Source organism: Acetonema longum DSM 6540, from assembly GCF_000219125.1.
Classification (GTDB): Bacteria; Bacillota; Negativicutes; order Sporomusales; family Acetonemataceae; genus Acetonema; species Acetonema longum.
This window is the reverse complement of sequence record NZ_AFGF01000081.1, coordinates 42,398-67,219: the sequence shown is the minus strand read 5'-3', so window position 1 is coordinate 67,219 and position 24,822 is coordinate 42,398. Positions and strand designations below refer to the sequence as shown.

General features: G+C 53.2%; 19 protein-coding genes, 1 other RNA gene and 1 riboswitch. Of the genes, 12 read left to right on the top strand and 8 right to left on the bottom strand.

Features of this window, described 5'->3' with window-relative positions; translation table 11 throughout:
• Positions 1-224 precede the first annotated feature (224 nt).
• A complete protein-coding gene (locus ALO_RS09810; protein ID WP_004573343.1) occupies positions 225-890 on the bottom strand; it encodes an outer membrane protein in 666 nt (221 codons plus the stop codon).
• Between the two features lie 608 nt (positions 891-1,498).
• On the opposite strand from ALO_RS09810, the gene ALO_RS09805 reads away from it, so the two are divergent.
• On the top strand, positions 1,499-1,984 hold the full coding sequence (locus ALO_RS09805; protein WP_004573342.1) for an NUDIX hydrolase: 486 nt from the start codon (positions 1,499-1,501) through the stop codon (positions 1,982-1,984).
• Positions 1,985-2,183: 199 nt separating this feature from the next.
• Here the strand turns inward: ALO_RS09805 and ALO_RS09800 are convergent, their stop codons facing one another.
• Positions 2,184-2,519, bottom strand: coding sequence for a TfoX/Sxy family protein (locus tag ALO_RS09800; RefSeq protein WP_004573341.1), 336 nt, complete (start codon positions 2,517-2,519; stop codon positions 2,184-2,186).
• A 297-nt stretch (positions 2,520-2,816) separates the two neighbouring features.
• On the opposite strand from ALO_RS09800, the gene ALO_RS09795 reads away from it, so the two are divergent.
• Complete coding sequence (locus ALO_RS09795) at positions 2,817-3,290, top strand: hypothetical protein (protein WP_139025367.1); 474 nt, start codon at positions 2,817-2,819, stop codon at positions 3,288-3,290.
• A 112-nt stretch (positions 3,291-3,402) separates the two neighbouring features.
• Here ALO_RS09795 and ssrS read toward each other — a convergent pair.
• Positions 3,403-3,574: non-coding RNA, 6S RNA (gene ssrS, locus ALO_RS21385), on the bottom strand.
• A gap of 270 nt (positions 3,575-3,844) precedes the next feature.
• Here ssrS and ALO_RS09790 point away from each other — a divergent pair.
• From ALO_RS09790 to ALO_RS09770, 5 genes are all read left to right on the top strand, one after another.
• Positions 3,845-5,812 carry a methyl-accepting chemotaxis protein gene (locus tag ALO_RS09790; RefSeq protein WP_004573339.1) on the top strand — a complete coding sequence of 656 codons (1,968 nt, stop codon included), beginning with the start codon at positions 3,845-3,847 and terminating at the stop codon, positions 5,810-5,812.
• A gap of 334 nt (positions 5,813-6,146) precedes the next feature.
• Entirely contained in the window at positions 6,147-7,142 is a 996-nt protein-coding gene (locus tag ALO_RS09785; RefSeq protein ID WP_004573338.1) for an FAD binding domain-containing protein, read from the top strand.
• Between the two features lie 12 nt (positions 7,143-7,154).
• The gene (locus ALO_RS09780; protein ID WP_004573337.1) at positions 7,155-7,604 is read left to right on the top strand and encodes a (2Fe-2S)-binding protein; all 450 of its coding nucleotides are present in this window, start codon (positions 7,155-7,157) and stop codon (positions 7,602-7,604) included.
• Between the two features lies 1 nt (position 7,605).
• A complete protein-coding gene (locus tag ALO_RS09775) occupies positions 7,606-9,885 on the top strand; it encodes a xanthine dehydrogenase family protein molybdopterin-binding subunit (protein WP_004573336.1) in 2,280 nt (759 codons plus the stop codon).
• A gap of 162 nt (positions 9,886-10,047) precedes the next feature.
• Positions 10,048-10,380 (top strand): aspartyl-phosphate phosphatase Spo0E family protein, encoded by a 333-nt coding sequence (locus tag ALO_RS09770; RefSeq protein WP_004573335.1) that lies wholly within the window; start codon positions 10,048-10,050, stop codon positions 10,378-10,380.
• 73 nt (positions 10,381-10,453) lie between these two features.
• On the opposite strand, the gene ALO_RS09765 is transcribed toward ALO_RS09770, so the two are convergent.
• Positions 10,454-10,702, bottom strand: a complete 249-nt coding sequence (locus tag ALO_RS09765; RefSeq protein ID WP_004573334.1) for a hypothetical protein — start codon at positions 10,700-10,702, stop codon at positions 10,454-10,456.
• Between the two features lie 344 nt (positions 10,703-11,046).
• On the opposite strand from ALO_RS09765, the gene ALO_RS09760 reads away from it, so the two are divergent.
• The gene (locus tag ALO_RS09760) at positions 11,047-11,334 is read left to right on the top strand and encodes a zinc-ribbon domain containing protein (RefSeq protein ID WP_004573333.1); all 288 of its coding nucleotides are present in this window, start codon (positions 11,047-11,049) and stop codon (positions 11,332-11,334) included.
• 147 nt (positions 11,335-11,481) lie between these two features.
• Positions 11,482-12,396, top strand: coding sequence for a dihydroorotate dehydrogenase (locus ALO_RS09755; protein WP_004573332.1), 915 nt, complete (start codon positions 11,482-11,484; stop codon positions 12,394-12,396).
• A gap of 75 nt (positions 12,397-12,471) precedes the next feature.
• Here the strand turns inward: ALO_RS09755 and ALO_RS09750 are convergent, their stop codons facing one another.
• The 4 genes from ALO_RS09750 to ALO_RS09735 all read right to left on the bottom strand — a co-directional run bounded on the left by ALO_RS09750 (position 12,472) and on the right by ALO_RS09735 (position 15,347).
• Entirely contained in the window at positions 12,472-13,539 is a 1,068-nt protein-coding gene (locus ALO_RS09750; RefSeq protein WP_004573331.1) for an HD-GYP domain-containing protein, read from the bottom strand.
• A 201-nt stretch (positions 13,540-13,740) separates the two neighbouring features.
• Complete coding sequence (locus ALO_RS09745; protein WP_004573330.1) at positions 13,741-14,166, bottom strand: MarR family winged helix-turn-helix transcriptional regulator; 426 nt, start codon at positions 14,164-14,166, stop codon at positions 13,741-13,743.
• A gap of 110 nt (positions 14,167-14,276) precedes the next feature.
• Positions 14,277-14,834, bottom strand: a complete 558-nt coding sequence (locus ALO_RS09740) for an N-acetylmuramoyl-L-alanine amidase family protein (protein ID WP_004573329.1) — start codon at positions 14,832-14,834, stop codon at positions 14,277-14,279.
• 105 nt (positions 14,835-14,939) lie between these two features.
• On the bottom strand, positions 14,940-15,347 hold the full coding sequence (locus ALO_RS09735; protein ID WP_004573328.1) for a 3D domain-containing protein: 408 nt from the start codon (positions 15,345-15,347) through the stop codon (positions 14,940-14,942).
• Between the two features lie 40 nt (positions 15,348-15,387).
• Positions 15,388-15,518: riboswitch (cyclic di-AMP (ydaO/yuaA leader) on the bottom strand.
• A gap of 241 nt (positions 15,519-15,759) precedes the next feature.
• Here ALO_RS09735 and ALO_RS09730 point away from each other — a divergent pair.
• The 3 genes from ALO_RS09730 to addA are packed head-to-tail and all read left to right on the top strand — an operon-like array spanning position 15,760 to position 24,544.
• On the top strand, positions 15,760-17,331 hold the full coding sequence (locus ALO_RS09730) for a diguanylate cyclase domain-containing protein (RefSeq protein WP_004573327.1): 1,572 nt from the start codon (positions 15,760-15,762) through the stop codon (positions 17,329-17,331).
• Positions 17,331-20,801 (top strand): helicase-exonuclease AddAB subunit AddB, encoded by a 3,471-nt coding sequence (gene addB / locus ALO_RS09725; protein WP_004573326.1) that lies wholly within the window; start codon positions 17,331-17,333, stop codon positions 20,799-20,801. The genes ALO_RS09730 and addB overlap by 1 nt, the downstream gene beginning before the upstream one ends.
• Complete coding sequence (addA, locus tag ALO_RS09720) at positions 20,801-24,544, top strand: helicase-exonuclease AddAB subunit AddA (RefSeq protein WP_004573325.1); 3,744 nt, start codon at positions 20,801-20,803, stop codon at positions 24,542-24,544. Before addB ends, addA begins: the two co-directional genes overlap by 1 nt.
• Positions 24,545-24,822: the final 278 nt, after the last annotated feature.

The following is a 24,822-nucleotide window of genomic DNA, read 5'->3' as shown; positions in this document are numbered from 1 at the left end:
AAGTTGCGCCTAGCACCTCCAAGACTTGATTTTTTTGATAATATGGACCTAGTAATTACTTCTTCCAAAGAGGGTAAGGCGAAGGACTAACATAAAAAAATGGTATCATTATACCGCTACGGAATGGCTTACAGAATAGATTCAAACCCGGCGGATAGGCGGGTTTTGAAACAATAAGGAGACGGAATGCCCGTCTCCTTATCGGTCAACTGGTAGCTTTAAGCTTAGAACTTGAACGTTACACCTGCACCAAAGCCCTTGCTTTTAGCGTCAAACTCATATCCCGAAATATCTTTAAATTCGAGATCACTGAACTCTTTGTAGCGATAGAATAGATTGATGTCTGTATTGTCAGCTATCTCATAGCCAAGACCAATCTCATAAGAATAGTTATCGTTGCCAACAGCGGCAGTTGCCCATCCAGTAAGTTTGTCGGCAAGATTAGTGGTGCCGGTAACGCCGATTTGAGCAACTGTCGTTGAATCAATATCTAAAGACCCTGCCCCCGGTACGCTTAAATCACCGGACAGACGTTGCACACCCAAAAAGGCATAAAAATTTGAATCTAATTTGCACAACACATTCAGTTCGTGTACCTTGCTGTCGACTGTATCGTTAGGAGTGAGCAAGTAACCATCGCCCGAATCTAAATTTTGATATTTATATTGTAGCGCAACCTTTTCGCTTAAACCTGTCGTAATGCCGAAATCCAAATTTGATTTTTTATCCCAGTCGATAGAACCACCGCTATCCGATGTTTCTAGCTCGGAACGGATTACACCAATGTCGATGGAGGTTTTTTCCTGTTCGAAATCAATTTGCGGAGCAGCAGAGACAATACCACTGGCTAAGATTATGGTCAAGATGGTGCACCATAATATTCTTCTCACTAATAAACACTCCCCTTGTGGTAAAATATTCCAGTTGACGATTCAATTATATTGCTTTCGTGAGCTACATGCAAGGAATGAAGTTGAAAAATTCAATCTATTGACAATATGACCCCATGGCAATCTATTAGAGCGGCAAGACTTCAGAAAATCGGAGCTTTGCCGTTTTCTTGTTTGTATGCTTTGACGGTTACTGCTGCGATATTTAAGAACAAAAAGCCTAGTCTTAATTTATTTATCCAAGGCCGGACTGGGGACTTTTTCGTGGTTGGGACAATGCCCGCTTCATTGTCTTTAGTCTTTTAAGTGAAATAGAGATTTTCGCGGTGTTATGGTATAGTTAAATATTGTAGATATACTTGCGATTGATTTTGTTCATATACAGTTAATGAACTTTTTTAAACAATGGATGAAAAAGCATCTTAAGTGATATATCGATAGTAAACGAAAAAACACGGTCCGATACTCTGGATAAGACCGCATCATTCCAGCTAAATTTAGGCCAATCAGTAATTTGATGGATATAGACATTCGTTCTCCGCAGTTTCAATTTACATTATCCGTATGTTTTGCGGCAATAATTTAGATTATTAACATGGAGGATGCCTATGGAAGAACTATGGGATTTATACGACGGGGATCGCAATAAAATCGGCTTGACGCAAAAACGGGGAGAGCCAATTCCGGAAGGCTATTATCATCTTGTAGTGAGCGCTTGGGTTGTAAATGACCAGGGTCATTATCTCATGTCCCAGCGTCAATCCAATAAACCATATCCCCTGTGCTGGGAATGTACCGGAGGCTCGGTGCTGTTGGGAGAAAGCAGCCTGCAGGGGGCGTTGCGGGAAGTATATGAAGAATTGGGCCTGAATCTTGAAACCACCCCTGCGAAACTGGTTTATCAGATCCGGCGAGAACAAACCCAGGATTTTTACGATGTGTGGTTATTTCATGCCAATCCGTCGATAGAATTCCTTACGTTACAGGACGATGAAGTTGCCGACGCACAGTGGATGGACAAGGAAAAGATATATACGTTGCAGCGTGAGCACAAACTTCATCCTCTAATCGATTATCTTGAGGAGATTTTATGAAGCCATTATAGTATGTAAGACGAAAGGACTTGCCGCCCGGCAGGTCCTTTCGTCTTAATCAGTTGTACGGATTAGGAATCGGGGGGACGGTTCCGTTGAGCCGTCCCGGTTGGCCTTTAAGTCTCCTAAACCGCATGTCGGTGGTTCGAGTCCTCCCGGGGGCACCGATAAGAATATTAGAACGGTTGAGGAGATTTTATTAACACATTTCCGGTTTGATCTTCTTTTTCCTCGGCTTCGGCAGCGGGGTAACAGGTTCTAAAATATTCACGACTTCCGTGGCGAAATCGGCATTATCAATATCCAAGATGTAATGTTCTTTTGCCCCGTCGTAGGGAAACCCTTTCTCGGCGTTTACCATGAGTGCATCAAGGCAAGGCAGTATTTTTACGAAAACCGTATTGTCACAGACAAGCAAAATTGGCTTATCATTTATATAGACCATATATTCGCCGAACATCTTCTTGCAACGGACATATCCGCAGTCTTTAATTTGGTCGCAGACGTACTCTGCAAAATCCATTGTTGTTGCCATCGATTTCACTCCTTACATGTTGCCGGTGTATTCCAATATGCCCGTACCGAGCATAACTGCAGAAATCAAAAACCTATATTCGCCGCATGTCCCGAATTTTCCCGCAATCAGCGCCGATAAAGCTGAATTTCTTGAATCTATTCATAGATAGCAACAGAGATATTCGCTAAACCGCAGTGCATATTATTCAGGATGTGAGTAAAGCTAATTGCAGCGATAAGGTATAGGGGTGATTGGATGAGCAATAGCTTTATTATGTGGTCATTAGCCGTAGCTCCCTGGCTGACTCTTTTCTTCATGAAGAAAGAAGAGGTTAAACGCTGGATGCCGGTTGCCATGTTTGCGGTTGTGCTGGCTACCATGATTGGCGATATTGGAATCCGGCTGGGGGTCTGGGCTACCCGCGAACCGACCTATCCTTTCAGCCAGATGCTACCGCTTTTTTATGGGGTCATGCCTGTATTGACAATATGGACCTTTAAATTCACCCATGGACGTTTCGGGCTATATATGATTACCAATACAATTTTGGATATATTTTTTAATTTCTTTCTCCTGGCTTACTTTTTACCAAGCAGAGGAATCGTTGATTTTAACATGTCTCCTTTTTCAGCATTGCTGGTCACGCTGCTGCATGCAGCTGTAATTTATGGCTATCAAATGTGGCAGGACGATGTATTGCTCAAGACTGAAAGTCGAACCAAATATAACCTTCAACCGGCAGCGACAAAGCCTTTTAGGGACAAATCAAAGAATGATGAAAGAGATTAACTCCATATTTTGCAACAAGACCTGGATTGCATGGTCCAGGTCTTGTTGCTATAACGGATATTTCTTGACAGCGAAAAGGACCTGCCTCGCGGCAAGCCCTTTATCGTAAACCTGATTGTCCGAAATACGTTCTCGTATATGTCCAAACCTGCGCTCTCACAGGTGGGCGCCTTAGCTGCATTTTTGCCATCCGTTCGGTGACGGCCCGACAGCTGTGCAGTGTTTGACTCCCGATTGTCTAATGTAGGTTGGACATATTTGAGTCACGTTTACTCCAGACATTCATTCACTTTGTGTCGACAAAATTTATCTTATCATAAAGACAGCATGGCGGCAATGGCCGTTAACGGCGGCTAACAGATAATAGGCAGCAAGGGGTGCAATGATAGTCGTTTATGCGCGAGTATGCGCTTAGGCATGAGATGATTCACATTCTAAAACTCCTTTTTCTATTTTCCCATAATAATTAATTTTTTTACAAATTATTATAGGAATTTTTGGGATTATTGTCGAAAATTACATTGATAATGAAGATCGGAAGGGGGTTAAAAGCAATGTTGAAAAGAATGAGTCTGCAGGCGAGATTGATTACCTTGTTCCTTTTGTTTGCTTTACTACCGGCTGCTGCGGGAGGAGGCGTCACCTGGTATCTGAATTTCCACTCAACCCGGGAGACGACGATCCATGATAATAAGATTGTGAGCCGCCAGATTGGGGAGCAGATCAGGCAAATGGTGGATAACTCCCGGGGACTGGTGGAGGCGCTGGCAGCGGTTCCGGCGGCGCGGACGCTGGACAGAGCGGCGATTCGGGAGATGATCGTGGCGGCACAGCAGAAAAATCCTCAGTTCGAGCTGATTTTTGCGATGGACGCCACCGGGATGCAGATTGCCAGGACGTCGGGCAACGTGGCCTATCGGGGTGATCGTCCCTATTTTCAGGAGGCTATTCAGGGCAAGGTCTTTTTCACGGATGTATATATTTCAGCGTTTACCAACGCGCCCTGCCTTACGGTGTCGGTACCGATAAAAGATGCGGCGGGAGCGAATGTGGGCGTGTTGGCGGCTGATATTTCCCTGAAGGCGGTTTGGGAGATTGCGGATAAGGTGCGCCTGGGCCAGAGCGGTTATGTGGACGTGGTGGATAACCAAGGGACCCTGATCGCTCATCCGGTGAAGGAACGGGTGCTGAAAAAAGAGACTGTCCCGGTTCCGGCGCATTTGGTGCAAACCGCCGCTAATGAGAATGGTTTTGTTGAAGCAGAATCGAGCCGCGGCGAACAGGCGCTGGTGGTGTATACGCCGGTGGATAAGTACAAGTGGGGCGTCATTGCTTATGAGCCGGTGGACGAGGTTTTCAGCACCCTGTATCAAGTGACTTATAGCGTCGTGGCAGTCACGTTGCTGGCAGTGCTGCTGGCGGTATGGATCGGATTCCTGATGGCGGGGAATATCAGTAAACCGTTGGAGCGGCTGGTGGAGGTGGCCGGCCGTATTGCCCAGGGCGATCTGTCCCAGAGGGCAGATGTCCGCGGTGTGCGAGAAGTTAATGAGCTGGCGGCGGCTTTCCAGACTATGACGGAGTCGTTGCGCAGTATTATTGGCCAGACCATGACGGCGACCCAATCGGTATCGGCCACAGCCGAGGAACTGTCGGCATCGGCGTCGGAGGTGGGCAAGGCCTCTCAGCAGGTGGCTGGGAATATTCAGATGGTAGCGGCAGGCGCGGCGTCACAAGTAGACCTCGCCCACAAGTCAGGGGAACTGATTGCCCAGGCGGTGAGGGCCAGCAATCAGACGGCGACGGCGGCCCATACGGTGGCGGGGGTGTCAGAGCAAAGCGAGCAGGCGGCTAAGAACGGAGCCGTCCATATTTCTCAGGCAACGAATGTCATGAACCGGATCCGGGAAAATGTGGGGCAGGCAGCGGAGAGCATTAATTCCCTGGGGAAAAAATCGCATCAGATCGGCCAGATTATTGATGTTATAACCGGCTTGACCGGCCAGACTAATCTGCTGGCGCTGAATGCGGCCATTGAAGCGGCCCGGGCCGGTGAACAGGGCCGGGGCTTCGCCGTGGTGGCGGTGGAAGTGCGCAAGCTGGCCGAACAATCGGAGGCGGCGGCCAAGGAGATTGCCGCTATCGTAAGCGCCATCCAGAACGAGACCAGCGAAGCGGTGGTGGCCATGGAAAAAGGCAGCCGCGAGGTTGGCGCCGGAGTGGAGGCGGTGGAGGCGTCGGGCGCCGCCTTCCGGGAAATTTACGAAGCAGTGAACCATATGGGGGTTCAGGTGGCGCAAATCGTAGCCCTGACGGAAGATCAGGAGCGGAGCATCCGCGCTATGGAAGATGCGGTGGACGGCATTGTCGACGCGGCCCAGACCAACGCGTCCAGCGCCCAGCATGTGGCTGCCGCCAGTCAGGAACAAAATGCGGCGGTGGAGGAAATCGGAGCCGCCACTGCCGAACTGGCGAGAATGGCTGCCAATCTGCAAAGTACAGTCGTTGATTTCCGGCTGTAAGGAAAGCGGGTCGGCCTGTCACCGAATATAGAATGAATCGGGCAGACCGCGCTGTTGAGACGCAACCTGCAGACCACCCGCAAAAGCAATGCCTGGACGATCTTGTCCGGGCATTGCTTTTTTCGCCTGCCGGCGGTTTCGATTATGCGAATATTTTTATGGGTGGCGGTATCCGAACTTTTTTGTTATTATGTTAGTTGTGTTACAGACTGAAAAGCCGGTTTGAGTATAGTTTATCAAGTATTTTCCGGATAATATCCATACGAACATAAGCCGGGTATTTCAAATATTTATTCGTGCTTCCGTAGCAATCAGGAAGGGGAAGAGAAAAAAGATGCTTACTGTACTGAACTTGGTGCAGCCGGCTACACTGGAAGAGGCTTATCAGGCATTAACATCCAACCGGAGCAATGCTGTCCTGGGCGGCTGCGCCTTTTTGCGGCTATCGCCCCGCAAGATTCCCACCGGTATTGATTTATCCCGATTGGACCTGCAGTATATCAAGGATACGGCTGACAGGATCGAAATCGGTGCCATGACGACTCTGCGGGATCTGGAGGTTCATCCGGCGGCTGCGAACCATTTTAACGGCGCTTTGGTCAAGGCGGTCAGCCAGATCATTGGTGTGCAGTTTCGCAATGTGGCGACAGTGGGGGCCACGGTGTTTTCTAAATATGGCTTCTCGGATTTAATTACAGCGTTGTTGGTTCTAGATACCGAAGTGGAACTGTTTAAGGGTGGACGGATGCCTCTGGCGGCATTTTTGGAACAGCCCCTGCAGCAGGATATTCTGGTGCGTATTTATATTCATAAAAACGGCCGGAAAGCCGCTTATCAAAGTCTCCGCAATTCAGCCTCCGATTACCCGATACTGACGGCTGCCGCCTCGGTGTTAGACAAAGACTGGCGGGTAGTGGTCGGCGCCAGACCCCAGCGGGCGATGGAAGCCGCCGGTGCCGTCGCGATTTTATCACGGGGCGTGAATGAGGACACTATCGCTCAGGCAGCGGAAACAGCAGCGGCTGAGCTGTCCTTCGGGGCCAATCTGCGGGGTACGGCCGAATACCGGCAGGCTATGTGCCGGGTACTGGTAAAACGGGCAATTGAAGAGACAGAGAGATGCGAAGCATCTCGGGACCGCGAAAAATTTAAGGGATTTTTCGGGTTGTCAGGAAGTCAGCAGCAAGTATCTATTCTTCCGAAAAGTCCTGAATTTGAGGAAATAGAGAGATGCGAAGCATCTTGGGACCGCGAAAAATTTAAGGGACTTTTCGGCTTGTCAGGAAGTCAGCGGCAAGTATCTGTTCTTCCGAAAAGTCCTAAATTTTGAGGAGGCGGCAGCATGCAGATAGAAGTTACTGTGAATGGAAAACCGGCTGTCTGGGAGGTGGACAATGATGCGATGCTGGCCGAGACTCTGCGGACTCACGGCTTTTTAAGCGTCCGCAAAGGCTGCGATACGTCCTGTTGCGGCCTTTGCACCGTCTGGCTGGACGGCAAGCCGGTCCTGTCCTGCACCGTGCTTTCCTTTCGAGCCCAGGGACGGCAGATTACCACCATTGAAGGCCTGCAGCCTCAGGCCGAGGAATTTGCCCGCATTCTGGCGGCGGAAGGGGCCGAACAGTGCGGCTACTGCAGTCCCGGTTTCATCATGACCGTACTGGCGCTGAAACAGGAGATCAGCAATCCCAGCGAGGCTGATATCATTCATTATCTCACCGGCAACCTTTGCCGCTGCACCGGTTATCTGGGCCAAATGCGGGCCATAAAGAAATATCTGGGGGTGGCATGAGATGAAATGGGTCGGTAAACCTATCGCCAAAACCGACGCCCTGGCTATTGCCACCGGCCGCCCGGTATATACCGATGACTTAAGCGTCCCCAACACCCTGGTGATCAAACTGCTGCGCAGCCCTCACGCTTTTGCCCGCATTAAAGCCATCGACACAATCGCTGCCGCGAAGCTGGCCGGTGTGGAATGCATCCTTACCTACCGGGATGTGCCGGGGGTCCGCTTTACCCAGGCCGGTCAGTCTTACCCCGAACCTTCGCCGTATGACCGGTTGATACTGGAGGATTTGGTGCGGTATGTTGGCGATGAAGTCGCCATTATTGCCGCCGTGGATGAAAAAACCGCCTTGCGGGCTATGGAATTGATCAAGGTGGAATATGAAGTCCTGGCGCCGGTGCTGGATTTTGAGACAGCCCATGAGCATCCTTCGACAGTCCATCCGGAGTCTGATCTCTATTGCCACTTTGATATCGGCATGGACCAGCTAAACAATATCGTTGCTTCGCAAAATATAGAAAAAGGTGACGTGGAAGCCGAACTGGCCCGATGTGAAGTGGTAGTGGAAGACACCTATTATACCCAGGCCCAGGCCCATGCCATGATGGAAACCTACCGGGCTTTCAGCTATCTGGATCACACCGGCCGGCTGGTGGTGATCACTTCCACCCAGATTCCGTTTCACGTCCGGCGGAAACTCTCCCGGGCCCTGGAGATCCCCGCCGGCAAAATCCGGGTCATCAAGCCCCGGATTGGCGGTGGCTTCGGCGGTAAACAGACGGCTGCTGCCGAGATCTTTCCGGCTATTGTTACCTTAAAAACCGGTAAGCCGGCCAAACTGATCTATGAGCGTCAGGAGACCTTCACCTGTACCAGCAGCCGGCATGCTATGCGGCTGAAGGTCCGGCTGGGAGCTGACCGGCAGGGCTATATCCGGGCGGTGGATATTCAGGGACTGTCCGATACCGGCGCTTATGGCGATCATGCCTCTACTGTGTTCGGGGTGGTGGGAGAGAAGACCCTGCCCCTGTACAACAAAACCAAAGCTGTCCGGTTCACAGGCCGGGTGGTCTATACCAATAAAATGCCGGCCGGCGCTTTACGGGGCTATGGCGCCACCCAGGGAGCCTTTGCCCTGGAATCGGCGGTAAATAAGCTGGCGGCAGAACTGCATATGGACCCGGCCGAACTTCGTCTGAAAAATATCATCCGGGCCGGGGAAACCTGCCTGACCTATGGCGGCAAGCTCCTGGGCAGCTCCAGTCTGGACCGGTGCATTGCCCAAGGCAAGAAACTGATCGGCTGGGACGAAAAGTATCCCCGCCGGGAAATGGGCCAGAGTAAAGTCAGAGGCATCGGCATGGCAGTGACCATGCAAGGGTCAGGCGTTGCCGGGGTGGATACGGCTTCCATTGAAATCCGCCTGAACGATGACGGCAACTATACCCTGCTGACCGGCTCCACCGATATGGGAACCGGCAGTGACACCATTTTAGCCCAGATGGCAGCCGAAGTGCTGGACACATCTCTGGACCGGATTATTGTTCATGCGGCTGACACCGATATATCGCCCTATGATCCGGGGTCCTACGCCTCCAGCACCACCTATGTGACCGGCATGGCGGTGGTCAAAGCCGCCACTGACTTAAAACAGCAGATTATCGCAAAGGCGGCTGCTTTTCTGGAAACCCCGCCGGAAGAAGTGGCATTCGACGGCCAGACCCTCCGCACCCTGGCGGGAGACCGGGAGATCAGCCTGGAAAAACTGGCCGAACTCTTGGTTCTCGGCATCGGCAAATCCCAGCTGACAGCTTATGCCACCCACGGCAGCAATATATCACCGCCGCCTTTTATTGCCGGTTTTGCCGAAGTGGAAGTAGACTGGGAAACCGGCAAGGTGGAGCTGATTGATTATGTGGCAGTGGTGGACTGCGGCACAGTGATGAATGCCAATTTGGCCCGGATTCAGGCGGAAGGCGGCCTGGTCCAGGGTATCGGCATGGCCCTTTATGAAGACGTTCGTTATGACGATAAAGGCAGGATGGCCACCGACTCCTTTATGCAGTATAAGATTCCCTGCCGTCAGGATATCGGGCAAGTCCGGGTGCAGTTTGAAGAAAGCTATGAGCCTACCGGACCCTTTGGGGCCAAATCCCTGGGGGAAGTGGTCATCAATACCCCATCGCCGGCGATTGCCCATGCAGTTTATAACGCAGTAGGGGTAAGTATCACCAGCCTGCCGATTACGCCGGAAAAAGTCTTCCGTGGGCTAGGGAACCGTTGAAAAAGGCTCATCTGCGTGGTTGCTCCTGCGGGCGGGCTTATTCAGAAAGCGTCTCTTTTCGGATTCATAGGCAATAGATTTATATCCCTGATAGTTCCAGCTATCAAATCCCAGCTTGCCGCATAAGATACCTTTAGATTATTTTGCGGAGGCAGGGGGATTATGGAGGATATATTAGTCATTCAGCAGCAGATCGATGCGCTGCACCGCCGGCTGGAACGATTGCTTCAGGAGCGGGACGGGATCTGCGAGGATATGATTTTTGCCGGCAGAGGGGCTACTACCCAGACCAGCGCCGATTTGGAGGAAATCAAGCGGGAAGCGGAAGCCCTGCGGCGGCGCCTGGATGAGCTGACGGAACAAAGGGGCCGGCTGGATCCGGATGTGAGGGAAGCCAGCCGGGAACTGGATGAGCTCCTGAACCGGTACTATTGGCTGTGGCAAAAATGCGCCCAACAGGATCAGCGCCAGTCAGAGGAACCCGATATGTTTTAGAAATGCTAAAAAGGCAGCCATTGGCTGCCCTGCTTGATTTTTGGCCGGTCGTTTCAACGGCCGCCGGTTCCGATTATGAAAGGTTCGGTTGATTTTGTCCGGCCATACTCTCAGGTTTGTCAACGCCGGTCAGCTTTTTATAATCTTCGGCTCTCAGAGCCGACAGGGACATCTCCGGAACTTCGCCGTAAGGCAGAGTGTACAGGAACCCATCGGCGTTGGAACCGGCCTGGGTTGCATAATCTTCTGTTCTTGTTCCTGGGCTGCTGAAATAGTTTTGACTTTGTTGCGTCAGATCCCCGGGGGGCCTTTGTTCGTCCATGAAATGCCGCTTCCTAACAATTTTTCTATTCATAGTGTTTCCGTGACAGCGATGATTATGAATCGGGACGGCAGGGGATCCTATTTTATTATTAACATAGAATCAGTGACTTGGTGGCTAACTGGGACTAATCTACCAACCTGTCAAATCTCTATAAAAATTTCAAAAAAATACTTTACAATTCTCATATTTCAAGGTATATTAAAATAGCCCGATGAAAATAGGTCTAGGTACGCATGTCAGTTCTCCTTCTCAAGCTGTTTTGTAGTTTGGTGAAAGAGTATATGCTAGGATTTTTACTAAACCAGTCAGGGCGCAAAACAATTTGAGGAGGATTCCAAATAATGACTGAAGACAAAACCCTAACTTGCCGCGACTGCGGCGCTGAATTCGTGTTCTCCGCTTCCGAACAAGAATTCTATGCTTCCAAAGGATTCACCAATGAACCGGGCCGTTGCCCTTCCTGCCGTGCAGCCCGCAAACAAAATGCCGGCGGCCGCACTGGTGGCCGTCCCCAGCGCGAAATGCATGAAGCTGTTTGCAGCGCTTGCGGCGTAACCACCCAGGTTCCTTTCCGTCCTACCGGTGACCGTCCGGTTTATTGCCGCGATTGCTTCAGCTCTCAGCGGTAAGATCATCTAAACAGCAAAAGGTCTCTCCTGATTATCAGGGGAGGCCTTGTTTTTTTGCGAAATGACGGCTCACTCCCTTGTGTTCCGTTAAAAAATGAGCTATGATGAAACGACATAAAAAATAGACGGGAGGTAGTCTGTGTAAGTATGGAAAAGCATGCAGCCCTGGCTGTCCGGTTAGGCCGGATGTCTCTAAAGAATCCCCTGATGCCGGCAGCCGGGACCTTTAGTGTGGATACAGCCCGGGAATTTTACGATATCAACAAATTGGGCGCTATTGTGGCCAAAACCATTACACCCTTAGAGCGCAGGGGCAATGAGACGCCCCGTGCGGCTGAAGTGTACGGCGGCATGCTGAACAGCGTCGGACTGCAAAATCCGGGTCTGGAAGCCTTTCTGCGCCTGGAAGCGCCGAAACTGACGGAAGTGGAGCCGCCGGTGATTATCAGCATTGCCGGTCATTCCATAGCGGATTTTGCTCTGATGGCTCAGGCCTTGGACCCGCTGAGACAGATTGCGGCACTTGAAGTCAATGTTTCCTGCCCCAACGTAGCCTGCGGCGGACGGGTTTTCGCGGCGGATCCGGTTCAGGTGGAGGCTGTGGTGGCGGCTATTCGCCGGGTAACTCATAAATACCTGATCATTAAGTTATCCCCCAATGTGGGGGATATCACTGAAATGGCCGCGGCGGCGGAACATGCGGGAGGAGACTGTTTATGCCTGGCCAATACTCTTTTGGGCATGAAAATCGATATCCACAGGCGCCGTCCTGTTCTGGCCAATATTGTGGGCGGCATGTCCGGGCCGGCAGTTAAACCGGTGATTTTGCGCATGGTGTATCAGACCTATTCCCGGGTTAAAATCCCCCTTATTGGAGTGGGGGGGATCGCCACCATGGAAGACGTACTCGAGTACATGATGGCCGGTGCCAGCGCTGTTCAGGTCGGCACCGCCGCCTTTACGGATCCTCTGATCCTTCCCCGGCTGATAGATGAACTGGCGGAATATGCCGACCGTCAGGAAATATGCCTGGCCGATCTCATCGGGGTGGCGCAAGTTTAATACAGGCAATAAGGCTGCAATAACAATAAAAAACGCCGAATCCTGACAGGAACACGGCATTTTTTAGCTGGTTTACTACCTTTTTACTATTCCGGAAATCTTAATCTCCCGGTTTTTGCGCAAATCGATATATTCGTCATCCTCGGTTTTGATCACCGGATAGCGGGATTCATTCTGCTGCAGGTAAACCACTTCGGCTTTGCGGCCGTCGCTGAGGAGAATCCTATGGCTTAACAGATAATCCCGGATACGGCGGGTAAAGGTATCAACAACGGCAATGTCCAGTTTGCCGACCATGTCATGAAGCATGCTTTCGGCCAGATAAAAGGGATTGGGCTGGTCTGTCTGTTGGGATAAGGTATGGAAGGTATCGGCCAAAGTGATAATGCGGGCAAAGGGATGGATTTCGCCGTCCCGAAGTTTGCGGGGAAATCCGCTGCCGTCCATGAACTCATGATGCTGGGCGACGGCAGCCAAAATATCGGCGGAAACGCCTCGCAGCGGGCTGAGAATTTTCATCCCCTCCTCCGGGTGCAGGCGGTAGATCGCTTTTTCCGTATCGGTTTGAAGGTTCAGGCCGCTGATCAGGGATAAGGGCAGGCTTACCTTGCCGATATCGTGCATCAGGGCAGCCAGACACAAATGCTTGATATCCTCCGGTTCCCAGTCCATCCAGCGGGCAATGCTGCCGGCGATAGCGCTCACCGTTACGGCGTGCTGCCCCAGGTAATCTGCTTTCGGCGACTGGCTCTCCAACAGCAGATAACTCATAGTGCCGCCGGTCGTTACCAGTGAATACACTGCATAGGATGCTTCCCGGAAATCCAGAAACAGTACCTTGCGGGTATTTCTATAGGCATCAAACAAGTCGGAGACCGTATCGCTGAGCCGTTTGTATTTAGCGGCAAACGGGGTCGGAGCTGGATCGGGAGTCACAGCCGGTACCTCCACTGCCGCTGCTGTCTCTTGCGAAGCGTCCTGGATCATGACGTTTAGAATATCCCAAGTATTCAGCGAGGTAATCATGGACGGCGTGAGGACAGTGCCGGCGGCTAAGAGAATTCTGCGCCGGCTTGACATGATATGTTCACCCAAAATCATACCTGGTTGTACTTCACTAATGGGGACAGTTTTCACGGCCATTTGCATCTCTCCACTCTTGCGCCATTTTAAACCGGAATTATGCGAATGTATAAAATTAAATTTGCTTTCGGACCTATATTACCATAGTTTTCAGGGAAAAAACTACTATATCAATGCATTAAAATAATAAAAGTAAAAAATATATACCCGGCGGATAAAATTCGCCGGGTATTCGATCCCTATCTTTAGGCGGGCCGAAGGTTACAGGGATTCAAAAATTTGCAGCAGTACTTTCCGGAATGCAGTGATTTCTTCCGGGGAGCAATTTTGCAGCATGGTAGATTGTACCTGAGCGGATATTTCCCTGATCGCGGGTTCCAGAGACCGCCCCTTGGCTGTAAGGGAGATATTATAGCTGCGCCGGTCGGAAGGAACATCACAGCGGACCACCAGCTCATTTTTTTCCATACGGTCGATCAGGCCGGTGAGAGTGGAATTATCCAGATAGATTTTCTTGCTTAATTCCGAGATCAGAATACCGTCGCCTTTATACAAAGTGTATAGAACAGCCAGCTGGCCGGGCGTAATGCCAAGGTCATTTTTCTCCAGCAGCCGCTTGGTGTGTTGATAATGCTTCTGTTCGGCTTTAGAGAGCAGGATGCATAGGTTATCAAAAATTTCTAACATACGGCACCTCATATATATGCAATTAGTTATTTGGCGTACAAATTATCAGAATTAATTATACATTTTGCTGCGACTCCTGTCAAGGTAAATTGGTATTTCCGCCGGTGGGCTTATTCCGCTTCGGCAGCAAGCCATTTTCCCAGTCCGGCGGCAATAGCGCAGGCTGCCTGATGTTGAAAGGATTCCTGCCGCAGCAGCTCCTCTTCGGCGGGATTGCTGATAAACGCCAGCTCTACCAAAACTGCCGGCATCAGCGTATGGAGCAGCACGTATAAGGACTGACCGGTTTTGATACCCCGGTCGGTAAGTTCCAGGGCAGCTGCCAGTTCCGCCTGAATCAGCTTCGCCAGTTGGCGCGATGCTGTACAGCCGGCGCAATGCCAGGTTTCAGTGCCGTGGGCCTGAGAGCTGGCGGCGGCATTGCAGTGAATAGAGACAAAAACGTCGGCAGCCGCGTCGTTGGCCAGCCTGACCCGGTAAGCCAGATCATCGCTCTGGGGATCATCACCGCAGCGGGTCAGCAGGCACTGATATCCCTCAGTTCTGAGAATATCCCGGAGTTTTTGGGCGACAGCCCAGGTTATATCGGATTCCTTGGTTCCGCCGGGGCCGACTGCGCCGGGATCGGGCAGGCCGGAATGGCCGGGGTCAATGCAGATCGTAGCCATTTTTACCTCCTCACGTTTATCCATGAATCGTTTACTACAATATATTCAAAAGAAGCCCGCTGTACTCAATGAAGTAACAGCGGGCCACACATTGCTTGGAGCCTTCTAATTTCCCAGGACATAGACTTTTACCTGTTGTATACCGAATTTGTAGGCTTCCTGCACAGTCTGTTTGGCGATGTCGATTCGGCTGCCTTTAATTGCGCCGCCGGTATCCTCGGCCACTGCATAGGTTCCGCTGCCATCGGCAAATTCGATATATACCCGGGTGCGCAGCGGAATGATCTTCGGGTCTACAGCAATGATTCCCGGGCGAACCTGGGTGCCGATATGGGTCAGGTTGCCCCATTTGCCGTTATCGTGAGGACCCGGCGCATAAGCGGTAGCCTTTACGTTCAGCACTTTCGTATAGTTTGCCGGTGCTGCTGTCGTCACCGGCGGCAACAGGGTCATTGCCAGCATGGCGGCAGCCAGCCAGCTATAAAAATTGAAGATCCTGCTCGTTTTGATCATGAGAAATCACCCTTTCTATGGGGTTGCTGCCAAAGTGATTTTCAACAGTCCCCATGCCTCCGGAGTTAGCTGACGGGTTCGGGACAGGGATCCCTACCTGCGCCGGGCGCAGGATTCACCCCAATAAATTGGTTCCTCCGTATTCCTGTGGAAATTCGGCACATTTTAGATGATACAGTAAATCGCTCTGCAAGACAAGGTCCATAATCCGGCAAACGCAAGAGAATTCTCGGCGTTATGTAAACTATGTATGGTGATACAGCCGTATATGTTTTTTTGCTCCTGGTCAGGGTATAGGAAAAAAGGCCTATTTATTTTTGCATAAAGAGTATGATCTGGGAGGAAGTAGGAATTTACCGGCGAATTACCACCATAGAATTATGAGTGGCCATAGCGGGCAAGAGGTGCTAAAATGTTGGCAATAGAACAATTTCAGACAATGCAGAGTGCTTATATGGCCCAATCTTCTTTAGTTGAAAGTCTGATATGCGGAATAGCCCTGACAACCTTGCTGATCATTGTACTGCTGATCCATAGCAAGCGGCGGCAGGCGGTTCAAATCGGTCAGGATTTGACCGATGGCAAAAAAACGGACCAACTCCGGCAGCAGGAAGAGATCAAATTGAGGGGTATCCTTGCGGCGATTCCGGACCAGATTGTCCGGTTTAGCTCTGAGGGAGATTGTTTGGAAGTCATGGCCGCCCCGGCGAAGGAATTACACGGGCTGTCCGTTGAAGAGATCTATCCGCCGGACATTGCTCAGCTCTACCGGCAGGGCATCCAGGCCTTGCGGGACAGTGGTCATCCTCAGATTTTTGAGTACCGGCTGAAGACCGGAGCAACGGTTTCTGACTGCGAGGCCAGACTGGTGGCTTCGGCGGAGGATGAAATCCTGGCCATTGTGAGGGACGTGACGGAACGCAAGAAAATAGAAGATCAGTTTCACTATCTCAGCTTGCATGATTCCCTGACCGGGCTCTATAACCGGGCTTATTTTCAGCAGGAAATGCGGCGGCTGGCCGGTGGCCGGCAGCTGCCGGTGGGAATCGTTGTCTGTGATGTGGACGGGCTCAAATTGATTAACGACACTCTGGGGCATGAACATGGCGATACGTTGATTATTGCGGTAGCCCGCATCTTAACGGAATGCTTTCGCGACAGCGACGTGGTGGCCAGGATTGGCGGCGATGAATTTGCCATTCTGCTGCCCCGGATCAGTTCTTCGGTCCTGGAGAGAATCTGCCGCCGCATACAGGACAGAGAGGCTGTCTACAACAAGCTAAACCCGAGCATTCCGCTGGGACTGTCGGTGGGGTACGCCATCAGTGACGTGGATGCTGTGGATATGAATAACCTGTTCCAGCAAGCCGATAACGCCATGTACCGGCATAAACTGATGGACGGACGGGACACCAGGACCGCTATGGTGAAGGGAATGCTGCAGGCTCTGGAGAGATGCGACTTTTTTGATTATGATCATGCCCATCGCCTGCAATTGTTTATCGGCATGATCGGGGAACGGTTGCAGCTGCGCAAAAGCCAGCGGAGGAATTTAAATCTATTAGCCCAGTTTCATGATATCGGCAAGGTCGGGATTGCGACTGAGATTATTTATAAATCGGCGCCGCTTACGACGGAGGAATTTCAGGAAATATGCCGGCATTGCGAGATCGGTTATCGCATTACCCGGTTTATCCCGGAACTGGCGGGGATCGCCGACTGGGTGCTCAAGCATCACGAATTTTGGAATGGGTCAGGCTATCCTCTCGGTCTGAAGGGAGAGGCAATACCGCTGGAGAGCCGGATTCTGGCTGTGGCTGACGCTTATGAAGTGATGACGGCCGACCGTCCTTACCGCCAGGCTCTGACGAAACAGCAGGCTATAGCCGAATTAAAGGCTCAGGCCGGCATCCAGTTTGATCCCAAATTGGTGGAAGTATTTGTGGCGATGGTTGAGGAGATCGATCCACAAGGAGGCAAATAATGGATATTCGATTATTATATGGCCGGGCCGGGGCAGGCAAAACCTGCGCCTGCCTGGATGAGGTCCGGGAACAGGCGGGCAGGCAGCAATTGGGCAGCCCGCTTATTTTGTTAACCCCCGAACAGGCAACTTTTCAGGCTGAACGGGAGCTGGCCGCCAGCGGCGGCTTTATCGCCGCCCGTGTGCTGGGGTTTCGCCGGCTGGCCCAGATGGTGCTGAGCGAGACCGGCGGCGCCGCCCGGCCTGCCGCCAGCGACCTGGCCAGACGGATGATCGTCCGTAAGATCCTGGCCGAGTATGGCTCCCAGTTAGGCCTGTTAAAACAGGCAGCCAGGCAGAGAACATTTTCCCAGACCCTGCTGACATTATTGGACGAATGCAAGGCCTATGGTCTCAAACCCCAGGATCTGGCCGGGATCAGCGTCGGTCAGGGGGACGGACGGCTGCTGGTCAAGCCGGCTCTGGCGGCCAAACTGGCCGACCTGGCATTGGTCTATGGCGAATATGAGGCACACATGGCTGGTCGCTATACGGATCCGTCGGACTATCTTTCCCTGATGGCCGAACGGATCAGCCGCTCCCACTTGATTCAAAGCGCCAGGATATGGCTGGACGGCTTTGACTGGTTTACGGGAGAGGAGTACCGGGTATTGACGGCCCTGGGGCAAACCGCCGCTCAAATGACCATCACCCTCTGCCTGGATGATCCGGCCAATCCGGAGCACCGCCGGGAAGAGTCTTTATATCACCGCCAGTGGCAGACCTATGAGGCCCTCAAACAGTTCGCCAATCAAAACGGCTGGGATTGGCGGGAAGTCCCGGTAGAGTCTCCCGGCCGCTATCGGGCGCCTCTCCTGGGCCATATCGAGCGGTGCTGGGCGGCTTATCAGACCGCGCCCGGACCGGCGGCCGACGGGAGCCTGATCATTGCCGAAGCCGCCAACTGCCGGGTGGAGGTCGAGGCGATTGCCCGGGATATGATCCGTCTCTGCCGGGAGAAGAAGTACCGCTGGAAAGATATTGCCGTGCTGGTGGCTAATCCGGCTTCTTATATGGAAATTTTGGAGATTACCTTTGCCGATCATGACATTCCCTGTTTTGTGGACAGGCCGCGGCCGGCCGGATATCACCCTCTGGCAGAATTTTTGCGTTCGGCTCTGGACGTTATCCTGGAGCAGTTTGATTATGAGCCGGTTTTCCGGGCACTGAAGACCGGCTTTATTGACCTGCCGGCGGAAGACATTGACCTGCTGGAAAACTATGTTCTGGAGTTCGGCATCCGGGGCAAACACTGGACTGACGAAATGCCCTGGGATTTCGTCAGGCGCTACAGTATGGAAGAAGACGAAGAAATCAAAGAAAAGCAGCAGGACAAGCTGGACCGGATTCAGGCTATACGCCGGGCTTCCGCTGGTCCGCTGGTCGCCTTTGCCCGCTCTCTGCCGCGTCGGGGGACAGCCCGGGAATATACCGGACGAGTGTATGAACTGGCCCTGGAATTAGCCATTCCGGACACTCTGGTCCGGTGGTCGGCTTCAGCCGAACAGGCCGGCCGCTTGGCTCAGGCTGACGAGCATCGCCAGGTATGGAACTCGGTGGTAGAGCTGTTTGACGAAATCGTCGCCAGCTGTGGCGATGATCCTATCAGCCTGCGGGAGTATCGGGACATCCTGAACGAAGGATTGGACGGCCTGACTTTGGGCTTGATTCCGGCCGGACTGGATCATGTGCTGGTTACACCCCTGGAACGGGTTCGCCTGCTGCGGGCCAAGGCGGTGTATCTGCCGGGAGTCAATGACGGTGTCCTGCCGCCCCGGGTCCGGGAGGAAGGGCTGTTGACAGCCGCCGACCGGGAGGAATTGGCAGCCCTGGAGTGGAAGCTGCCGCCGGCCGGCACGTCATCGGCTTTTGCCGCCAATTATCTGATGTATACGGCTATGACCCGGGCCAGTGACATGCTTTGGGTCAGCTATCCCCTGGCCGATGCCGAAGGGACCGGGTTGCAGCCATCGATGGCGGTTCGACGGCTGAAGGAACTGGCGCCGGACTGCGGCGTTGAATCCTTCGGTCTGGAACCGGCAGCCGGCACTGAGAAGGACTATCTGGCTCATCCCCGGCAAAGCGTCTCCTTGCTGACAGCTGCTTTACGCCGCTGTCTTACCTGCGGCCAAACGGATATTGACCCACTGTGGCGGGAGATTTACCGATTCTGTCTGGCGGAGCCTCAATGGAAAACTTATTTGGCCCGCTCCCTGGCCGGCCTGTTTCACGTCAACCAGGTCCGGCCTCTTGCCGTCTATACCGCTGGCCGCCTATATACGAAAGATACGGTTTTGCGCGGGAGCGTGACTGCCTTTGAAACCTATCGGGCCTGTCCCTTTCAGCACTTCGCCCGCTATGGCCTGAATCTGAAAGAACGGCCGGTCTTTCGGCTGGAGGCTCCCGGCATTGGGATGCTGCTTCACGCTGTGATGCGGCGGTTCGACGAGCTGGTGCGGGAAAGGGAGCCGGACCGGCATTGGGGCGACCTTACGGATGAAGCGGTCAGTGCTCTGTGTGAAGTTTGCGTGGATGAACTGGCCCCCAAGCTGCAGCATGAGATTCTGTTCAGTTCAGCCCAGTTCAGGCATTGGGAAAAGCGGCTGCGCCGCACGGTCCGGCGGGTCATTGGCCGATTGGCGGAGTTTGACCGGGTCAGCCGCTTTAAACCCATTGCCCTGGAACAATCCTTCGGTCGTGAGGGCGGGCTGCCGGCGCTGGTATTTGATCTGGACGGCGGGACGAAACTGGAGCTGGCCGGCCAGATCGACCGGATCGACTGCGCCGAGCATGAGGGCCGGAACTATCTCCTGATCATTGACTATAAGTCGGGCCATGCCACCTTACGGTTACCTGAAGTTTATTATGGACTGAGATTGCAATTGTTGACCTATCTCCTGGCCGCCCGGCAGGGGGCCAGGCAGCTGGTAGGGGATGACGCCTTGCCGGCGGGAGTGCTGTACTGCTACTTGATGAATCCTAAATTGTCCAAGGACCAGTATATCCTGCCGGAAAAGATGATTCAGGAGTTGAACGGACAGCTGAAAATGCCGGGCTGGGTCCTGGCTGATCCTCGGATAATCCGGTCCCTTGATCAGGAAATTCAAACCTGGTCCAAATTTACCAAAGTCGGTCTGACCAAAAATGATGAAATCCTCAAGGCTGCTGCCGGCAGCGTCAAATCCATGGAAGAGTTTGAACTTCTGCTGCGGCACGTAGGGGATCAATGCGTACAAACCGCCGGACAGATCCTGGACGGCGATATCGCCATCAGGCCCTATAAAATAGAGCAGCAGACAGCCTGCCGCTACTGCCGTTACCGGCCGGTGTGCCAATTTGACCGGCTGCTGCCGGAAAACCAGTTTCAGCAGCTAGCCAGCCTGGACGACACTGCGATTATGAAGCTGTTGAATGAAAGGAGGAAACCCTGATGGCTTGGTCACCGGAACAAGAACAGGCAATCACGGCCCGGGGGCAAAATATTCTGGTGGCTGCCGCTGCCGGCTCTGGCAAAACCTCGGTGCTGGTGGAACGGATCCTCCGGCGCATCAGCGATCCGGCTGATCCGGCGGATGTGGACAGGCTGCTGGTGGTTACCTTCACCAATGCGGCGGCTGCTGAAATGCGTCAGCGGGTGGCCGGGGCCCTGGCCGATCTGGCACAGAAACAGCCGACCCGCCACCTGCAGCGGCAATTAACCCTGCTGCCATCGGCGTCGATTACTACCCTGCACTCTTTTTGCCAGTCCATTGTCAGGCAGTATTTTTACCTGGTGGACCTGGACCCCGGCTTTAAAATTGGCAATCCCACAGAACTGGAACTCCTGGGCCAGGATACGGCCGAGTCCCTGCTGGTCCGGTTGTATGAGGCCCAGGATCCTGATTTTATGCTGCTGGTGGAACATTACGGTGATATGGACGGAGACGAGGCTCTGGCATCCTATATCCGCCGGCTGTACGACTTCTCCCGCAGCCATCCCTGGCCCCAATACTGGCTGCAGCAGGCCGTGGAACGATTTGACCTGGCGGAGGAGGCCACGCTGGATGAGACTGTCTGGTCCGGTTTAATTCGGGACGGTATTGCTCTTAAGCTGGAGAAGATCCTCTACCGGTTGGAGGCGTTGATCGGCGAAGCTTTGCGAACGGACGGCTTTGAGCCCTATGCCGACGCTTTTCGCCAGGATAAGGCTCTGGTGGAACAATTGCTGCAGGCGGCGCGACAGTCTTGGACGGCGCTGGAAGCCGTCATGCTCACCCTGCAGTTTGCCAAGATCCCCACCCTTGCCAAAACCGCCGATCCGGAGTGGAAAGAATATTTTAAGGATAAACAGCGGGACGGACGAATCAAAAAAACGGTGAATGATCTAAAAGAAAAATATTTTTCCCGCTCCCAGGACCTGCTCCTGGCGGATATGCGCTCGGTCAGGCCGGTAGTGGCGGCCTTGGCGAATGTGGCGCTGGCTTACGGCCGGGAATATAGTCAGGCCAAACAGGATAAAAACCTGGTGGATTTTAATGACTTGGAGCATTATTGCCTGGAAATCCTGCTGGCGTCCGATGCAGCGCCGGGCTGCGCAAAACCTTCAACTGTGGCGGAGGAGCTGGCGGCCAAGTATCTGGAAGTCATGGTGGATGAATATCAGGATACCAACGGCGTTCAGGAGACCATCCTGAGCCTGATTGCCTCCCGTTGTCCGAATCGGTTTATGGTCGGCGATGTGAAGCAGAGCATCTACCGCTTCCGCCTGGCCGAGCCGGGCTTGTTTCTGGCTAAATACCGCAGCTACGGGACGGGACCGGAGGGGGACACCCGCCGCATCGACCTGTCGCAAAACTTTCGCAGCCGGCCGGAAATATTGTCTGCCGTCAATTTTCTCTTCGCTCAGCTGATGACCGAACAGGCGGCTGAAATGGACTATGGTGAGGCTGAGCGGCTTAACCCCGGACCGGACTATCCTGATTGTCCCGGGACCTCTCTGACCGGTGTGGAGCTGCATATTTTTGAACGTCCCCGGACAGGTCCGGCAACGGAGGCCCAGGCAGAGGAGAGAGACGATCCGGACCCGGAAGCGGACCAGGAAGATTCCAATACGCCGACAGCCGGGGAAGCGGCTGAGCCCCTGGCGGGGTTTGAACAGGAAGCCGCTTATATCAGTCAACGCCTTCTGACTCTGATCGAATCCGGCAGCATGATATTTGATAAAGGGCAAAAACAATATCGACAGCTGGAGTGGCGGGACATCGTCATCCTGCTGCGGGCGGTGGAAGGCAAGGCTGCCTATCTGCTGGACACGCTGCGTCAGGCTGGCATTCCGGCCTATGCCGAACTGAAAGCCGGCTACTTCCAGGAGGGCGAAGTCCAGGTCATTATGTCGCTGCTGCAGATACTGGATAACCCCCGGCAGGATATCCAGCTGGCCGCCGTGCTGCGCTCGCCCCTGTTTGGCTTTGCCAGCGAGGACCTGGCGGTCATTCGTTTAGAAGGACAGGGACCAATGGCCGGACGAAATCCGCCTGCCGATCTCTGGGACGACCTGGAGACTGTCTCTGACAATTCGGTTAATCAGTTATTAGCCGCCAAGGTGGCTGCGGCCATCGCCAAAATCAGGGATTGGCGGGAATTAGCCCGGACCCGCAGTGTGCCGGAACTCATCTGGCAGATTTACCGGGAGACCGGCTATTATGATTATGTGGGAGGAATGCCGGGCGGCGTGTTTCGTCAGGCTAATCTGCGGGCCTTGTATGACCGGGCCCGCCAGTACGAGACCACTAATTACCGGGGGCTGTTCCGTTTCCTGCGGTTTATTGACCGGATGCGGCAAAAAGGCTCTGACTTATCCACAGCCAGGGCCCTGGGTGAAAACGAGAATGTGGTCCGGATCATGAGCATTCATAAAAGCAAAGGGCTGGAATTTCCGGTGGTATTCCTGGCTGATCTGGGCAAGGGTATGAATCTAAGCGACACCCGGCAGCCCATTCTCTGCCACCAGGACTTAGGCATCGGTCCCTATGTCACCTTGCCCCAGGAACGCTTCCGCTATCCGACTCTAGCCCGGTACGGCATGATTGAGACCATGATCCGGCAGGCAAAAGCCGAGGAACTGCGGGTGCTTTACGTGGCAATGACCCGGGCCAGGGAAAAACTGATCATGACCGGTTCGGTGGCCAAATTGGCGGAAAAATGTTCGGTCTGGAGCCAGACCCTGGATCGTCCGCTCCTGGCCCTGCCGGATTCTATTATTGCCGGTGCGGCCCATTATCTCGATTGGCTCGGACCGGCAGTCAGCCGCCACCCGGAGGGGCTTCCCTTGAGGAAACTAGCCGGCTTGGCCGATTCTGCCTCTAGCCTGATCAAAGACCCGTCCTGCTGGCAAGTGACGATTCATCCGGCTGCGGTCAAAGGAGACGATGTCCAGCCAGCGGTCGATCTGCCCGTCTTCTGGGAGCAAGTCCGCTGCCTGGAACCGATACCGGCCGGCAGTGAGGAAAGCTGGGTCAGAGATCGTCTGTCCTGGCAGTATCAACAGCAGGCGGCGGCAGGCAAGCCTGCCAAACTGACCGTCACCGAGATTAAACGCCGCTTCGCCCAGCCTGACGACGGGCAGCAGAGATACAGCGCCAAAACCTATGCCAAACCCAGATTCGTCCAGCTAAGCGGCCGGTTCAGCCAGGCCGAGCTGGGGACTATCCTGCACACAGCGGTCCAGCACCTGGATCTGAACCAGGTGGCGACTCTTCCAGCTGTCAGGCGCCAATTGGAACAGATGGTGGAACAGGAGATCCTGCTGTTGGAAGAAGAAGAAACCATATCCCCTCAGTCTATCGTCGATTTTCTGGCCAGTCCCATCGGTCAGCGGCTGCGCCGGGCGAAATGGGTCAGACGGGAGCTGCCCTTCAGCGTGATGACTCCGGCTGGCCGCTTCTACAGCGAACTGGCCGGCAGCTCCGATGAGATCTTTATTCAGGGCGTTGTAGACTGTCTCTTTGCCGAGGAGGATGATACCATGGTGCTGGTGGATTATAAAACCGACGCGATAGAAAATGCCCAAGCCCTCACAGAAAAATATTCAGCTCAAATCACCATTTACGCCGAAGCCCTGGAACAAATCCTCAAGCAGCCGGTGAAGGAGAAATACCTCTACTCCTTCCACTTGCAGCAAGCCATACGGGTGTAACCCAAAAGGTTTATCGGATTTATCTGCAGCCTCGAAACTGGGGCCGTTCAAAAAGGTTCAGATGCTAGGCGCGATGAGGACGGGCGTGAGACTGTACGTTCGGAGGGTACGTCGAACGCCCGCCCGCAGGAGCAACGACGCAGATGAGCCTTTATTCAACGGTCCCCTTAGGACCTTTGGGGGAGGGCGATTTTGGGAGCAGGACTTAGGACTCTTGTAGTAGCAGGTCATAAATCCTAAAAGACCGCTTTTACAGGGGAAAACGATAATCCACCACA

Coding starts and splice junctions, on each gene's coding strand:
- ALO_RS09750 (WP_004573331.1), bottom strand. CDS start 13,539: ATGGCCGTGAAAACTGTCCCCATTAGTGAAGTACAACCAGGTATGATT.
- ALO_RS09790 (WP_004573339.1), top strand. CDS start 3,845: ATGTTGAAAAGAATGAGTCTGCAGGCGAGATTGATTACCTTGTTCCTT.
- ALO_RS09765 (WP_004573334.1), bottom strand. CDS start 10,702: ATGGACGAACAAAGGCCCCCCGGGGATCTGACGCAACAAAGTCAAAAC.
- ALO_RS09805 (WP_004573342.1), top strand. CDS start 1,499: ATGGAAGAACTATGGGATTTATACGACGGGGATCGCAATAAAATCGGC.
- ALO_RS09770 (WP_004573335.1), top strand. CDS start 10,048: ATGGAGGATATATTAGTCATTCAGCAGCAGATCGATGCGCTGCACCGC.
- ALO_RS09760 (WP_004573333.1), top strand. CDS start 11,047: ATGACTGAAGACAAAACCCTAACTTGCCGCGACTGCGGCGCTGAATTC.
- ALO_RS09730 (WP_004573327.1), top strand. CDS start 15,760: ATGTTGGCAATAGAACAATTTCAGACAATGCAGAGTGCTTATATGGCC.
- ALO_RS09785 (WP_004573338.1), top strand. CDS start 6,147: ATGCTTACTGTACTGAACTTGGTGCAGCCGGCTACACTGGAAGAGGCT.
- addA (WP_004573325.1), top strand. CDS start 20,801: ATGGCTTGGTCACCGGAACAAGAACAGGCAATCACGGCCCGGGGGCAA.
- ALO_RS09735 (WP_004573328.1), bottom strand. CDS start 15,347: ATGATCAAAACGAGCAGGATCTTCAATTTTTATAGCTGGCTGGCTGCC.
- ALO_RS09800 (WP_004573341.1), bottom strand. CDS start 2,519: ATGGCAACAACAATGGATTTTGCAGAGTACGTCTGCGACCAAATTAAA.
- addB (WP_004573326.1), top strand. CDS start 17,331: ATGGATATTCGATTATTATATGGCCGGGCCGGGGCAGGCAAAACCTGC.
- ALO_RS09780 (WP_004573337.1), top strand. CDS start 7,155: ATGCAGATAGAAGTTACTGTGAATGGAAAACCGGCTGTCTGGGAGGTG.
- ALO_RS09755 (WP_004573332.1), top strand. CDS start 11,482: ATGGAAAAGCATGCAGCCCTGGCTGTCCGGTTAGGCCGGATGTCTCTA.
- ALO_RS09775 (WP_004573336.1), top strand. CDS start 7,606: ATGAAATGGGTCGGTAAACCTATCGCCAAAACCGACGCCCTGGCTATT.
- ALO_RS09740 (WP_004573329.1), bottom strand. CDS start 14,834: ATGGCTACGATCTGCATTGACCCCGGCCATTCCGGCCTGCCCGATCCC.
- ALO_RS09745 (WP_004573330.1), bottom strand. CDS start 14,166: ATGTTAGAAATTTTTGATAACCTATGCATCCTGCTCTCTAAAGCCGAA.
- ALO_RS09795 (WP_139025367.1), top strand. CDS start 2,817: ATGAAGAAAGAAGAGGTTAAACGCTGGATGCCGGTTGCCATGTTTGCG.